We start from the raw sequence: 15,002 nt of genomic DNA, 5'->3' as shown, positions 1-15,002 counted from the left end.
ATTTAGGAATGCTAGAAATCATGGCACGTCAAACCCCAATTTCTCGTTATCGTAACATTGGTATTTCTGCGCACATTGATGCGGGTAAAACCACAACTACAGAACGTATTCTGTTCTACACAGGTGTATCTCACAAAATTGGTGAAGTACACGATGGTGCAGCAACAATGGACTGGATGGAGCAAGAGCAAGAACGTGGTATTACCATTACTTCTGCTGCTACGACTACATTCTGGTCAGGTATGTCTAAACAGTTCCCTGAACACCGTATCAACGTAATTGATACACCGGGACACGTTGACTTCACAATTGAAGTTGAACGTTCTATGCGTGTTCTTGATGGTGCGTGTATGGTTTACTGTGCTGTAGGTGGTGTACAACCTCAGTCTGAAACTGTATGGCGTCAAGCGAACAAATACCAAGTGCCTCGTTTAGCATTCGTGAACAAGATGGACCGTACTGGTGCCAACTTCTTCCGTGTTGTTGAACAAATGAAAACACGTTTAGGTGCATCTCCAGTACCTGTAGTAATCCCTGTTGGCGCTGAAGAAAACTTCCAAGGCGTAATCGACTTGATCGAAATGAAAGCGATCATTTGGGACGAAGCTTCACAAGGTATGAAGTTTGAATACGGTGAAATCCCGGCTGAACTTCAAGAAACTGCTGAAGAGTGGCGTACAAACATGGTTGAAGCTGCTGCTGAAGCTTCTGAAGAGTTAATGGATGAATACCTGAACAATGGCGATTTGACTAAAGAACAAATCGTTGCTGGTCTACGTGTCCAAACTTTGGCTTGTCAAATTCAACCAATGCTTTGTGGTACAGCATTCAAAAACAAAGGTGTTCAACGTATGTTGGACGCAGTAATTGAATTCTTACCGTCGCCTACAGAAGTTAAAGCGATTGAAGGTGTTCTTGACGATAAGGCTGAAACTAAAGCGATTCGTGAAGCATCTGACGAAGCTCCGTTCTCTGCACTTGCGTTCAAAATCATGAACGACAAATTCGTAGGTAACTTAACTTTCGTACGTGTTTACTCTGGTGTTCTTAAACAAGGTGATTCTGTTTATAACCCAGTTAAATCTAAACGTGAACGTATCGGCCGTATCGTGCAAATGCACGCGAACGATCGTCAAGACGTTGAAGAAATTCGTGCGGGTGATATCGCTGCGTGTGTAGGTCTTAAAGACGTAACTACAGGTGATACACTTTGTGATGAGAAAAATGTCATCACACTTGAGCGTATGGAATTCCCAGAGCCAGTAATTGCATTGGCTGTTGAACCAAAAACTAAAGCTGACCAAGAAAAAATGTCAATTGCTTTAGGTCGTTTGGCTAAGGAAGATCCATCATTCCGCGTTCGTACTGATGAAGAGTCAGGTCAAACAATCATCGCTGGTATGGGTGAACTTCACCTTGACATTATTGTTGACCGTATGAAGCGTGAATTCGGTGTTGAAGCAAACATTGGTAAACCAATGGTTTCTTACCGTGAAACGATCAAAAAGTCAGTTGAGCAAGAAGGTAAATTCGTTCGTCAAACTGGTGGTAAAGGTAAATTTGGTCACGTATACGTACGTTTAGAGCCAATGGATGCTGATGCTGGTAAAGACTACGAGTTCGTTGAAGAAGTTGTTGGTGGTGTAGTTCCTAAAGAATTCTTCGGTGCTGTGGATAAAGGTATCCAAGAGCGTATGAAGAATGGTGTCCTTGCTGGTTACCCAGTAGTTGGCATTAAAGCTACATTGTTTGACGGTTCTTACCACGATGTCGATTCGGACGAATTATCGTTCAAGATGGCTGGTTCTTATGCCTTCCGTGACGGTTTCATGAAAGCAGATCCTGTTCTTCTTGAACCTATCATGAAAGTTGAAGTAGAAACTCCAGAAGACTACATGGGCGATATCATGGGTGACTTAAACCGTCGTCGTGGTATGGTTCAAGGTATGGATGACTTGCCTGGTGGTACTAAAGCAATTAAAGCTGAGGTTCCACTTGCTGAGATGTTTGGTTACGCGACTCAAATGCGTTCTATGTCTCAAGGCCGTGCAACATACTCTATGGAATTTGCTAAATATGCTGAAACTCCACGTAACGTGGCTGAAGGCATCATTTCTAAATTCCAGTCTGGCGGTAAAAAAGGTGACGACGAGTAATCTTTCGATTACTATAAGCCCAAACTAATTCATAGTTAAAAACCAAGTGCTCATGCAGTGATCCTGCATGAGTAGTTTAAAAAGGAAGATCTCATGGCTAAGGCTAAGTTTGAACGTAATAAGCCACACGTTAACGTGGGCACAATTGGTCACGTTGACCATGGTAAAACAACTTTAACAGCTGCAATTGCAACTGTATGTGCGAAGAAATTCGGTGGCGAAGCGAAAGACTACGCTGCAATCGACTCTGCACCAGAAGAAAAAGCACGCGGTATTACAATTAATACTTCACACGTAGAATACGATTCTCCAACTCGTCACTACGCACACGTAGACTGCCCGGGCCACGCCGATTATGTTAAAAACATGATTACTGGTGCTGCTCAAATGGACGGCGCGATCCTTGTATGTGCTGCGACTGATGGTCCTATGCCACAGACTCGTGAACACATCCTGCTTTCTCGTCAGGTAGGTGTACCTTACATCGTTGTATTCTTGAACAAATGCGACCTTGTAGACGACGAAGAGCTTCTTGAGCTAGTTGAAATGGAAGTTCGTGAACTTCTTTCTACTTATGACTTCCCGGGTGATGACACTCCAGTGATCCGTGGTTCTGCTCTTCTTGCGCTTAACGGTGATGACAGCCAATACGGCGAGCCAGCTGTAGTTGCGCTTGTTGAAGCACTTGACTCTTACATTCCAGAGCCAGAGCGTGCAATTGACCTTCCATTCCTTATGCCAATTGAAGACGTATTCTCAATCTCTGGTCGTGGTACAGTAGTAACTGGCCGTGTAGAGACTGGTATCGTTAAAGTAGGTGAGTCTGTAGAAATCGTTGGTATCCGTGATACTCAAACTACTACAGTAACTGGCGTAGAGATGTTCCGTAAACTTCTTGACGAAGGTCGTGCGGGCGAGAACTGTGGTGTTCTTCTTCGTGGTACTAAGCGTGAAGACGTACAACGTGGTCAAGTATTGACTAAACCAGGTGCGATCAAGCCACACACTAAATTCGATGCGGAAGTATACGTACTTTCTAAAGAAGAAGGTGGTCGTCACACTCCATTCCTTAACGGTTACCGTCCACAGTTCTACTTCCGTACTACGGACGTAACTGGTGCAATCGCGCTTAAAGAAGGCGTGGAAATGGTTATGCCTGGTGACAACGTTGAGATGTCAGTAGAGCTAATCCACCCGATCGCAATGGACCCAGGTCTACGTTTTGCGATCCGTGAAGGCGGTCGTACAGTTGGTGCTGGTGTAGTTGCTAAAGTAACTGCATAATCGCTGATTGTGTAAGAAAAGCGCCTCTTTGAGGCGCTTTTTTTGATCTAAACTTTTATAAAACTAAAAATAAATTGTCTGACAATGATTTTAAAAGCTGTCCTTATCTGATATCGGCTTGACCTAAACTGCACTTATGTAAAAAAAATTACCACGTAATATACAGATAAGAATATGAATATTAAATTTTCGGGCCTGGATTGGCCTGATGGGAGTGGTCACATGAATGCGAAAGTAAATATTACCAATCGTGCCGGTGCTAGTTTTCCAGTTCGTCGCATGAACTTTGATTTTGATGCTGTACCGGAATATTGGATGAATGGTTCAGCAGGTCTCACTCATTTTATGACGGCATTATCTGCGCTATTTCCAGCGGGAGAAAAGTTTTTTATAGATTCAGTCCGTGCGGTGCGTAAACATCCTGCAATTGCCAATAATGAAGCATTACAAAAAGAAATTTCCGCTTTTATTGGTCAGGAAGCCATGCATACTCACGAGCATATCGGCTTTAATGCATCTGCGCAAAAACATGGGCATGATGTCGAGACGCTTGATCATTATACCGATAAAGTCATTCAAACGACACGTAAAGTCATGGCTAAACTGGGTAAGCCTGTGGGAATTACCCAAGAAATGGTAGATTTGACTGCAACCACGGCACTTGAGCATTTCACTGCAACCATTGCCTCACAGCTTTTGACCAATAGTCACATTCAGGAATTGATGACAGATGAAACCATGAAAACCATGTGGTTATGGCATGCCATCGAGGAAAATGAACATAAGGCAGTGGCATATGATGTCTTCGAAGGAGTTTTTGGCAAGGGCCTAAAAGCTTATGCACTGCGTACTTCATCCTTGGTGATCGCAATGGCAACCTTATTTGTAGTGCAAAGCTATTTCCTCGCCCGTTTGCTTAAACAGGATCAGCAATTCAATCTTGAGTCCTTAAAAGCCATTTATACCTATGCCTATAGTCCTTCTAAAGGTGTCATTACGGGTATGGCGAAAGAAATGCTGATGTATTTTAAACCGGGATTCCATCCGAATGATCATCATACAGATCAGTTGTTGGCGACTTGGAAAGCCAAATTGGGTCTGTGACAGAACTGAAGATCAAAGAGCGATTAAAATCGCTCTTTTTTTTGCTCGATTTTTTGGATGAAGTTTCTATAATGCGAAGGTTGATTCTATATAAGATGAACGAAGATGATTCGTTTAATGCAAGCAGCGGATGTAGAAGCCGTGGCAAAGATTGAAAGGTCGGTTCAATCACATCCCTGGACTTTAAAACAGTTCCAAGATGCTGTAACGGCTTATCAAAGTACCGTGATTGAAGTGCAAGGGCAGGTGGCCGGATTTTGTATTTTACAACCGGTGCTGGACGAAGCCAATTTATTGCTCATGGCAATTGATCCAGCACAGCAAGGCCAGGGCTTGGGCTATCAGTTGCTGGAGGCTTCAGTGGCCATGCTAAAAAATAATCCGGTGCAGATTTTCCTGGAAGTGCGCGAGAGTAATCTGGCTGCGATCAAGCTATATGAAAAATCAGGATTTCATCAGATTGATCTGCGTAAGAACTATTATCCAAATGCCAACGGAAGCCGTGAACATGCCATCATTATGGTGAAAGCATGTACGGATGATTTTGCCAGTCTGTTTAAATCATAAAAGCTGACGACCTTATTTAATAATCTGGTGATTCCATCCGCTGGGTAAGGTCGTCATTAATGAGTTTCCCAAGTGCTGAATCTCCGTGGCACTCAGGGCATGATTTAAACGTCGCCATTGTCCATCGATCAAGAGTTCCAGTGGCAGATACTGAGATTTGTAATTCATTTTGCTAGAATGCGGCACCCAATATCCCAGATAGATAAATTGTAAGCCCAGCTTTTGTGCATGTTCAATCTGTTTCAAGATTGCAAAAGCACCAAGTGAGCGGCGATTTTCATCTGGGTCAAAGAAGGTATAGACGGCAGAAATGCCATCATCCAGCAAGTCACAGGTTGAAACACTGATTAGACGCTCACTTTGCCATAATTCTAGAAAGAAGCTGTCGGCACAGCTTTGTAATAAAAATTTTTCGAACTGATCCCGAGTGGGTGGGAACATGTCGCCATCTGAGTGGCGTTCATTAATATAGCGTTCATACAGCGCATAATGTAGGTCCCCGGCGTGCTCTGGACTGGTAATTTTTATCACCAGATCCTGACTACGTTTCCAGGCTTTTTTTTGTGAACTGTTCATGCGGAATTCAGCAACAGGCACACGCGAAGACAGACATTGACGACACAAATGACATTCGGGGCGATACACGAAATCACCACTGCGACGGAAACCGGTACGTGACAGTTCCGATAAAGTGACTACATCAATTCGATGTGCGGGATCCAGAAAAACCATGCGCGCCGACTTGTTGGGCAGATAGCTGCAATCATGCGGCGGCGTAATATAATACTGTAAATCGTTCAGTAGGGCCTTTGGCTGATAAGAGTTCATAACAACTACCCTCTGTTATTTTCATTCACTTAAGCGCGCGTTTTGCGCTATTGTTTTACTTGAAAATACACCTTCCTGATACTTTTTCCAATCGATAGCAGGCTTTTTTACAATATCTTGTAAAGAATTAAGATAGGCTTGGCGAGAAAGTGTGCAGGCACCTAGGCTTAAAAGATGATCGTTGACCAGTTGGCAGTCGATCCAGGGTAGTTTATTTTCCTGTCCAATCAGCATTAAAGTATAGAAAGCCATTTTAGAAACATCGGTTTGCGTACTAAACATGGATTCACCAAAACAGCCTTGACCGATGGTCACACCATAAAGTCCCCCCACGACGCGATCTTCATCCCAGACCTCAATGCTGTAGCCATATCCTGCGTCGAACATGTCGCAATAGCCTGCGATAATATCTTCACTGATCCAGGTATCGTTTGCATAAGCACGAGGCAATGAACAGGAACGAATCACTCTTTCAAAAGCATGATTGACCGTAATTTTATAGTCCTGCTTTTTCATATTGCGTAGCAGGGATTTGCTTGGGTGATAATCTTCGGGGCGAATAATGCAGCGCGGTTCCGGACTCCACCAGCAAATCGGATCACCTTCTGAAAACCAAGGAAATAATCCATGTGTATAGGCTTCATAAAGTGTAGAAGGGGAGAGGTCGGCACCAATACAAATCAGTCCTTCACCTTCAGGATCAACCTCGACCGGATTGGGGAAAATGAATTCTGAGCGAGGAAGTAAAGACATAGCAGACCCGACATAAATCTATAGATAAATCATCATCTCATTCTAGCAATAAAAAAGCCGCCTATAATGGACTAATGCCAGTCAGTTAAGAAATTGACTGGCATTTTCTTGGGTATTTCTGCGGTTTTCCTTTCACAACTCGTGGGCAACTTCTAACCCTTCTCTCAGGCAAAACATACCTCCTCGATTTCTCCAGTAAACTTTCTAGATGTTTAGGTAAATTCCCTGCGGAGTCTAAAGAATCAAATCTTAATATATTCAGGATGCTGATAGAGGCAATATGAAAGCTGATTCTCAAAGGACTGACTTTTGCACGTTGAGCCATATGTTTCATTTGTCTTCTTAGAATATTATAGGCAATGAAGACCCCCCATAATTCTTGATAAATTAAATCAGGTTGCTTGCTCCTCAAATGCTTACCTTCCTGTAAATCACTTTTGATTTCTCGGTAACACATTTCTATTTCCCAGCGCTGGGCATAAAGCTTCGCCAAGCCTATCAGTGGATATGCCTTTGAATCCATTAATGAAGTGATATAACGTCTAATTTTCCCTGCCTGCTCAACTTCAATCAAACGCGCTTCCCAATATTCTCCTAATGATGGATTTAGCTTCCTGGCTCTAGCTGAAAGAGGCATTTTGATTTGAAAGTCATGCGGGGAATTACGTTTAATGATCTCATAGCGTAAATTATCTTTTGCTCTCATTAACCAATGACTGGCTTCTACTCGTGTTTGCCAGTCAATCAAGAAATCAGCAGAGAAATAGGCTCGATCAAACAAGGTAATACTATGCGATGGAGGACATAATCGATTTGCCAGTGTAAGTTCACCCTGATCCATGCTACCTATTTGGGCATCAATGATTTCATGGGTGCTGGTATTTACCAGGCAGGTTGCTCTCACTTGTGGATAAGGGGCTGCAGCGGTTTTACCCTTAGATGAGCCAAAGTGTTCAAAATTCTCGTCTGTATAAGGCATAGACCAAACCACCCCGTCAACAGCACATACACTAAGGCCATGAAAGTTTGAGTATTGCTGTTGGGATTCTTCAAACCAGGCTTGGCTGAGTAGAGAAAACAAGGTATTCAAGGGCTCTCGTCCTAAACGTTGTCGTGCTTGCACTGCTGCACTGGGGACACAATATTCTGTTGTACCAAACACAAGTTTTAGTTGCTCTACGACATACCCGATCGGTTGATCTCGAAATAGGGCAAGCCCAATTACCAGCCATACCACATGTTCGGCAGGTAATTTTCTTCTCCTGATAGAAGCCTTACCTGTTTGATGTAGGCTTTCTTTAATCCAGTTTAAATCAATGAGTTCACTGAAATGGCTGAGTGAAGGCAAAGAATGTTGAAGGGTGCAATCTAAATTTTCAGATAAAGTCATAAAAAAAATGAGCGTATTGGCATACACTCATTTTTACTACATTTTTCTAATGTCTGCTTAACTGACTGGCATTAGCCTATAATGGACGGCTTTTTTATTCTTGCTGCTTAGTCTAGTTTGCCCATCGCATCAAGATATTTTTCTGCATCAAGCGCAGCCATACAGCCTGAACCCGCAGAAGTAATGGCTTGACGATAAATGCTGTCCGCAATATCACCGGCTGCAAATACACCCGGTACAGAAGTTTGAGTTGCATTACCTGCAGTACCGCTTTGCACCTGGATATAACCATCACGAAGCTCTAACTGACCTTCAAACATGCTGCTATTTGGCTTATGACCAATCGCCACGAACATACCCGTCACATCAATGTTTTGAGTAGAATCATCTTGAGTTGATTTAATACGAACTGAGGTCACTCCAGATTGTGCATCACCTAATACTTCATCAACTTGATGATTCCAGATAATACTGATCTTGCCTTCTTTTTCTTTGGCAAATAAATGATCTTGTAGGATTTTTTCAGAGCGTAATGAATCACGACGGTGAACCAGAGTCACGTGAGACGCAATATTGGATAAGTACAATGCTTCTTCAACAGCGGTATTACCGCCCCCTACAACCATCACTTTCTGGTTTTTATAGAAGAAACCATCACAGGTTGCGCAAGCACTGACACCTTGACCCATATAGGCTGCTTCAGATTCCAGACCGAGGTATTGGGCAGTTGCACCGGTACAGATGATCAGAGCATCACAGGTGAATTCTTCCATATCGCCTTTTAACACGAAGGGGCGCTGGCTAAGATCCACTTCATTGATATGGTCATACACGATTTCAGTGCCAAAACGCTCTGCATGTGCCTGCATACGTTCCATCAATGCTGGACCAGTCAAACCTTCGGGATCACCCGGCCAGTTATCGACGTCAGTCGTCGTGGTCAGCTGACCGCCCAGTTGCAAGCCTGCAATCAGGGTAGGTTTCAAGTTTGCACGCGCTGCATACACTGCTGCGCTATAGCCTGCAGGGCCAGAACCTAAAATAATCAGTCGTGAGTGACGTGCGCTCATCAGCTGTATCCTTTTTTATTTAGAAATTTATTGAATTATACGTGAAACTGTATAACAGTGGTGTGAGATTAAAGTCGATATTATTGATCATTGAAATCGATTTGGGCTATATAGCATAAGTAACATTGTGCTTGCACAATAGTGCATCTTTTTTCACAGAACAGGTGCATAATATGCATTTTATTGCGTCGCTTTTTTCAAGCATTGAAGCAAAAGAATATTCATGAAGAATTGGTTACAGGACAGTATATGACAGCGGTGTCGAGTGCCTATGCACAGCGCTTAGTAATGACATTATTTTTAGTCTCATTTGGGATTTATCTGTTTCTTGCAACAGTGACCTATACGCCATTTGATCCGGGGTGGATGCATATCTCCAGTGATACGCAGACCGTTTCGAATGCCAGTGGGGTAGCGGGTGCCTGGATTGCAGACCTTTTGTTTGGCTTCCTTGGTTGGGCAAGTCTGCTGATCCCTGTCTATCTGTTTATGGAAGCAATTCAGGTCTGGTGGCCGCGTAGCTTCCTGAACCGGCCATTTCGCTATGCTGCGCAATTCTTCCTGTTGCTGACCACCTCAGCGCTGTTGTTTTTATTTTGGCAAGTCCCTGCTGATACGCTGGATAATTCTTCCGGCGGTATTATTGGCTATGAATTAGGCCAGAGTCTGGAACAACTGCTGACAGTATACGGTGCAGCATTCTTCCTGCTGGTGCTTTGGGTGGTGCTATTTACCTTGGCGTTTGGGGTGAAATGGAACAAGACCTGGAGCAGCCTCAAAGCAACCCCTGCTTATTTACAAGACCTATTCTACCGCAATGTGCCTGAAGGCATGTCTGATTTTGACCGGACTGCACCTGTCGCCAAAAAAGAGCCAGTCATTAGTGCAAAAAAAGTAGCGGTTGCAGTAACACCTGCGCCTGAGCATCAACTGGTAGAAATAGATCCGGTGGTGCGCGATCAGGTGGCTGAACGCTTATTTGATGATTTTGCCGATAAAGAATCACAACAACCGCAGTTTTATGAGGATATTCCTGAGGCTGAGCAGCAGGCTCCTGAGCCAGTCGAGACATTTAAGCAAGTACAGCAAGTGCCTCAACAGCCGGATCGTGTGGTAGCCACAGGCGAGGTATGGCGTGCCTTACATTCAAATGAAGATCAGCGGCATAAACAGGATATTGATGCCTTACTCAAAGCAGCCGAAGAAGAACAGCTTAATTCTCCAGTCTCACATATAGCCGCTCCTCAACCTGTTTCAGCACAGACTCATGCTCACACCAGAACCGCATCGGCTTCACATACAGGCTTGGATTGGGATGATGATGAAATCTTTGATGAACTTCTGGCTGCAGTTCCGCAAGGCAAAACTGCGACAGATGTGCATAGCCCATTCAATACCGCGCCGCCTGAAAAAACGTCAAGAATTGTAGAAGACATGACCAATGTTGCACCTGTCATGGCATCTATGACAACGGCACATGTCGTGAAAAATAGCGCATTACAGGCCGATCTGGATGACCTGGGTGATTTGCTGATTGAAGAAGAGCCAAGCCAGCCGGTACGCAGCTCTAGCTATGCCCAGTCTTCTGCTTTTGTTCAGGCCCCGATTCAGCATCAGGGTATAGAGCGACCAGCATCTCCTCCTTCTGCAACTCATGCAGCAGTACGCGAGGCTTTATCTAAAGAAGAATTTGTAGAAGCTTGGCAAGAAACGGCTGGTAAACCACATGATGAAGACGAGTTTGATTTTGATGCACCTTTAACCGATGCTTCAGGCCGTCCGATGTCACGTGCCATGCAGGTGGCAGAGCGCCGTAAAGATTTATCGCCGCTTCCAGGCCTGGATTTACTGGATGAGGTCGATCCTAATAAAAAAGTGAATTTTACCGAAGAGCAGCTGGCACGTTTATCTGAGCTGCTTGAAATCAAGTTGCAGGAATTCAACGTCAAAGCCAAGGTGGTAGAAGCACAGCCAGGCCCAGTCGTGACACGTTTTGAACTGGATCTGGCGCCAGGGGTAAAAGCCTCTAAAGTGACGAATATTTCGCGTGATCTGGCACGTTCGATGTCGATGGCATCGGTTCGTGTGGTTGAAGTCATTCCAGGCAAGCCGTATATCGGAATTGAAGTACCAAACAGTACCCGTGAAATGGTCCGTTTAATCGAACTTTTGACCATTCCCGCCTTTACTGATCCGAATAGTATTCTCTCTATGGCAATGGGTAAGGATATTTCCGGTAATCCGGTAATTGCTGATCTGGGTAAAGCGCCGCATATGCTGGTGGCAGGGACCACGGGTTCCGGTAAATCGGTGGCGGTCAACTCGATGATTCTATCGATGTTGCTGAAATATACCCCAGATGAATTGCGTCTTATTCTGATCGATCCAAAGCAGCTGGAACTGGCGAACTATAATGATATTCCGCATTTGTTGACGCCTGTAGTCACCGATATGAAAGATGCGGTCAGCGCATTGAACTGGTGTGTCAATGAGATGGAACGTCGTTATAAGCTGATGTCTTTCTTGAAAATCCGTAAACTAAGCGACTATAACCGCAAGGTGGAAGAGGCGATTGCCAATGGTGAAGACCTGATCGATCCAACCTGGAAAGCCAGCGATTCTGTTGTGGGTGAACGTGCGCCGCGTTTGACGCCATTGCCTTCCATTGTGATTGTCGCGGATGAGTTCGCGGATATGATCATGCAGGTCGGTAAGAAAGCTGAAGAGATGATTACCCGTCTGGCACAAAAATCACGTGCTGCCGGTATTCACCTGTTGCTTGCGACCCAACGTCCATCGGTGGACGTGATCACCGGTTTGATCAAAGCCAATATTCCAACACGTGTCGCGCTACGGGTTAACTCCAAGATCGACTCGCGTACTATTCTGGATGCGGGTGGTGCAGAGGACTTGCTCGGTCACGGTGACATGCTATTCCTCGGCCCGGGTAAAATCGAACCTGAGCGTGTACATGGTGCCTTTATTGCCGATGACGAAGTCAACCGGATCTGCGATGCATGGCGTGAACGTGGTTCACCAAATTATGTCGACGAGATCCTGACACCATTTGATGAAGAACCATCCAGCCGTGGTTTTGAAGATGGTGGTGAGGGCAGTTCAGACCGTGATGCACTGTATGACCAGTGTGTAGCTTTTGTTTTGGAAACCCGTAAGGCTTCTACTTCATCCTTGCAACGTAAATTCAGTCTGGGCTATAACCGTGCTGCACGGATCATTGACCAGATGGAAGAAAACGGCATTGTCAGCGGTATGGGTGCCAATGGTAAACGCGAGATTCTGGTTTAATTTCAGTCTACCTACAATAAAAAAGCCTGCTTTCAAAGCAGGCTTTTTTATGTATTTTGACTCAGGCAAATTTTGCCAATACATCCAGAAACTCGGCACTTTGACGCGGGAAAGTGGCAATCACGTCATGAATCCGTTGTCCTTCCGGATTGGTTGCATTGACATCACGGCCATCAGCGACAAATTTCGTCAACAGGCGTTCATAATCAAATGGACGCATATGCTTGAAAGCATGATAGAGCACGTGAAAATCAGCATTAACACCTGCAGGAGGAAGCTGATTCAAGTAGGCAAATACACGCTCATCTGACCATTCTTCGTTAAAGGTCGCTGGTTGAGATAATGCCATCGCAATTTCCTTGATCTAATGTAGTTTTTTCGGCATGAAAAAAGGCAAAATATGAGACTAGATTAGCAAAGCACTGCTTTGCCTAGTCGCAAGACTTGAAGCTATGCTTCAAGTGGGCGGAATATAGCTAAACTACTATTTCTACCACTCTCATATTTTGCCTTGAATCAATTTACTTGACCAATCAAAAATCAGATTATCGTTCTTCAGGTAAATTGATATTCATTTCAAGCATTTCAATATTGGCTTCAGAACGGACCTGCATTTGAATATGCTGTTCATCGACACCGCGAACATAACGATTGACCACTTGCATGATTTCAGTCTTCATCTGGTCAATTTTGTCCTGGCTCAAGCGACGACCCAAGCCTTGTTCGGATGCAACGATCACCTTCAAACGGTCTTTAGCAGTCCGTGCGCTTGATGGTTTATCCTCGCCACTAAAAAGTTTACTCCAGAATCCTGCCATGTCTACGCTCCAAATAGTCGTGCTAACCAGCCCTTAGGTTTTACCTCGATATGACGGTAAGGACGCTCTTCGCCAAGGAAACGCGCAACCAGGTCATCATAGGCCTGACCTGCTGCAGCTTCAGTGAAAAGAATCACTGGCTTACCTTCGTTTGATGCTTGTAAAACGCTTGGACACTCAGGAATAACACCTAGGGTCGGTACACGTAAAATATCCTTAGAAATATCGTCAATCGTCAGCATTTCCTGTTTATCGGCACGTTCCGGATTGAAACGGGTAATACACAGATGCTTACGAATGCGACCTTCGTTTTGTTCTACTTTTTTAGTTTTACTGTCGAGCATACCAATGATACGGTCAGAGTCACGTACTGAAGAAATCTCAGGGTTGGTCACAATGATGGCTTCATCCGCATGATACATGGCCAAAATAGCACCACGCTCAATACCGGCAGGCGAATCACAGATAATATAATCAAATTCCTGCGAAAGCTCATCCATTACACGAGCAACACCTTCATCGGTTAAGGCATCTTTATCACGTGTTTGTGATGCAGGTAAAATATATAAATTTTCAATATCTTTATCGCGAATCAGTGCTTGTTGTAATCGTGCTTCGTTATTTAAAACATTCACAAAATCATAAACTACACGGCGTTCACAGCCCATAATCAAATCAAGGTTACGTAAACCTACATCAAAATCAATAACAACAGTTTTGTGACCGCGTAGGGCTAAACCTGTTGCAAAAGATGCACTTGTTGTAGTTTTACCTACACCACCTTTGCCTGACGTTACGACAACAATTTTCGCCACCGAATCCACTCCTGTTATGGTTCAAATCCCCTGTTTAAAATGGGGTTTTTGGTGTTTATTTATACATTAAAATTGTAGAGCTTCAAATACAAGCTCTAGTTGATCATTCAAGTAAATATGCACAGACTTTTTAACTACATGCGGTGGAATGTCATCCGCCACACAATAGGTTCCTGCAATTGAAATCAGTTCAGCTTCGAGGCTATGACAGAAAATGCGTGCTGCAGTATTACCACCCGCGCCCGCAATGACACGGCCACGTGCGCTGCCATAGACATGAATATTGCCCGAAGCAATCACTTCTGAACCACTGTTGATGCCGGCATTAATAATAATGTCGCCATTATGCTGCACGATACATTGGCCGGTACGCAGGATTTCATCATGATATGAGGTGATATGCGCGACGATCGGGGCAGCAGGGGCTTGATCATCACTCACCGCAGTAGGTTCTGGTTTAACTTCCACGACCTGTTCTTTGGTGGCTTTAACTTCTTCTAACTGGCGATCAGGTGGCAGTACCGGGAACTGAATAGCGCGCGCCTGATCTCCAAGTAAGCCTTCAGTAACAGCCATGGGCTGTACATCCAGACTGATTAATAGTTGAATCAGCGCAATGAGTTCCTGTTCAACTGAACTTTCAATGACTGCCAAAGTGCCGGGTGGAAATGCTGCTTGTAATTTTGGGCTAAGTTGCTGGCGGATGGCATCATGATCATTGGTATCTAAGCTAATGCGTATCGCATTGACCATTCTGCCTTTTATCCGTATATCAGCCATAATTCTTCCTTAAATACTTCTGACGTGCTGGTTTTGTGTCGAAGCAATGTTGTAAATAGTGCAAATCCTAGAACAAATTGCAGTAATTCTCTAGCGATCTCAGTTATTTTTTTATGCGAACAGGACCGGAC

At 44.2% G+C, this 15,002-nt stretch carries 13 protein-coding genes; 5 read left to right on the top strand and 8 right to left on the bottom strand.

The window, feature by feature from the left end; all coding sequences use genetic code 11:
• Nucleotides 1-20 precede the first annotated feature (20 nt).
• From fusA to rimI, 4 genes are all read left to right on the top strand, one after another.
• Nucleotides 21-2,156 carry an elongation factor G gene (fusA, locus tag ACO1B7_RS03670; RefSeq protein WP_004646111.1) on the top strand — a complete coding sequence of 712 codons (2,136 nt, stop codon included), beginning with the start codon at nt 21-23 and terminating at the stop codon, nt 2,154-2,156.
• Between the two features lie 93 nt (nt 2,157-2,249).
• Nucleotides 2,250-3,440: an elongation factor Tu gene (tuf, locus tag ACO1B7_RS03665; protein ID WP_004646112.1), complete on the top strand. Its 1,191-nt coding sequence runs from the start codon at nt 2,250-2,252 to the stop codon at nt 3,438-3,440.
• 222 nt (nt 3,441-3,662) lie between these two features.
• Entirely contained in the window at nt 3,663-4,544 is an 882-nt protein-coding gene (locus ACO1B7_RS03660; protein WP_005251126.1) for a metal-dependent hydrolase, read from the top strand.
• 105 nt (nt 4,545-4,649) lie between these two features.
• Nucleotides 4,650-5,111 carry a ribosomal protein S18-alanine N-acetyltransferase gene (rimI, locus tag ACO1B7_RS03655; protein WP_168386745.1) on the top strand — a complete coding sequence of 154 codons (462 nt, stop codon included), beginning with the start codon at nt 4,650-4,652 and terminating at the stop codon, nt 5,109-5,111.
• Between the two features lie 12 nt (nt 5,112-5,123).
• Here the strand turns inward: rimI and ACO1B7_RS03650 are convergent, their stop codons facing one another.
• The 4 genes from ACO1B7_RS03650 to trxB form a co-directional block, all read right to left on the bottom strand.
• On the bottom strand, nt 5,124-5,939 hold the full coding sequence (locus ACO1B7_RS03650; RefSeq protein ID WP_004279249.1) for an arginyltransferase: 816 nt from the start codon (nt 5,937-5,939) through the stop codon (nt 5,124-5,126).
• A gap of 21 nt (nt 5,940-5,960) precedes the next feature.
• Nucleotides 5,961-6,692 carry a leucyl/phenylalanyl-tRNA--protein transferase gene (gene aat, locus ACO1B7_RS03645; protein WP_004279250.1) on the bottom strand — a complete coding sequence of 244 codons (732 nt, stop codon included), beginning with the start codon at nt 6,690-6,692 and terminating at the stop codon, nt 5,961-5,963.
• Nucleotides 6,693-6,777: 85 nt separating this feature from the next.
• Nucleotides 6,778-8,082, bottom strand: coding sequence for an IS4 family transposase (locus ACO1B7_RS03640; protein WP_005104965.1), 1,305 nt, complete (start codon nt 8,080-8,082; stop codon nt 6,778-6,780).
• A 107-nt stretch (nt 8,083-8,189) separates the two neighbouring features.
• Nucleotides 8,190-9,152, bottom strand: a complete 963-nt coding sequence (gene trxB / locus ACO1B7_RS03635) for a thioredoxin-disulfide reductase (protein ID WP_004279251.1) — start codon at nt 9,150-9,152, stop codon at nt 8,190-8,192.
• 249 nt (nt 9,153-9,401) lie between these two features.
• On the opposite strand from trxB, the gene ACO1B7_RS03630 reads away from it, so the two are divergent.
• Nucleotides 9,402-12,458: a DNA translocase FtsK gene (locus ACO1B7_RS03630; protein ID WP_004279252.1), complete on the top strand. Its 3,057-nt coding sequence runs from the start codon at nt 9,402-9,404 to the stop codon at nt 12,456-12,458.
• Between the two features lie 61 nt (nt 12,459-12,519).
• Here ACO1B7_RS03630 and ACO1B7_RS03625 read toward each other — a convergent pair whose 3' ends face one another.
• From ACO1B7_RS03625 to minC, 4 genes are all read right to left on the bottom strand, one after another.
• The gene (locus ACO1B7_RS03625; protein ID WP_004279254.1) at nt 12,520-12,807 is read right to left on the bottom strand and encodes a PA4642 family protein; all 288 of its coding nucleotides are present in this window, start codon (nt 12,805-12,807) and stop codon (nt 12,520-12,522) included.
• Between the two features lie 196 nt (nt 12,808-13,003).
• Entirely contained in the window at nt 13,004-13,276 is a 273-nt protein-coding gene (minE, locus tag ACO1B7_RS03620) for a cell division topological specificity factor MinE (protein WP_004279256.1), read from the bottom strand.
• 2 nt (nt 13,277-13,278) lie between these two features.
• On the bottom strand, nt 13,279-14,091 hold the full coding sequence (minD, locus tag ACO1B7_RS03615) for a septum site-determining protein MinD (protein WP_005096033.1): 813 nt from the start codon (nt 14,089-14,091) through the stop codon (nt 13,279-13,281).
• A 66-nt stretch (nt 14,092-14,157) separates the two neighbouring features.
• Complete coding sequence (minC, locus tag ACO1B7_RS03610; protein WP_004279260.1) at nt 14,158-14,871, bottom strand: septum site-determining protein MinC; 714 nt, start codon at nt 14,869-14,871, stop codon at nt 14,158-14,160.
• Between the last annotated feature and the right edge of the window lie 131 nt (nt 14,872-15,002).

This window comes from Acinetobacter lwoffii (assembly GCF_049367455.1).
Lineage (GTDB): Bacteria > Pseudomonadota > Gammaproteobacteria > Pseudomonadales > Moraxellaceae > Acinetobacter > Acinetobacter lwoffii_W.
The sequence above is the reverse complement of the archived record's forward strand: the minus strand, read 5'-3'. Positions and strand labels throughout refer to the sequence as shown.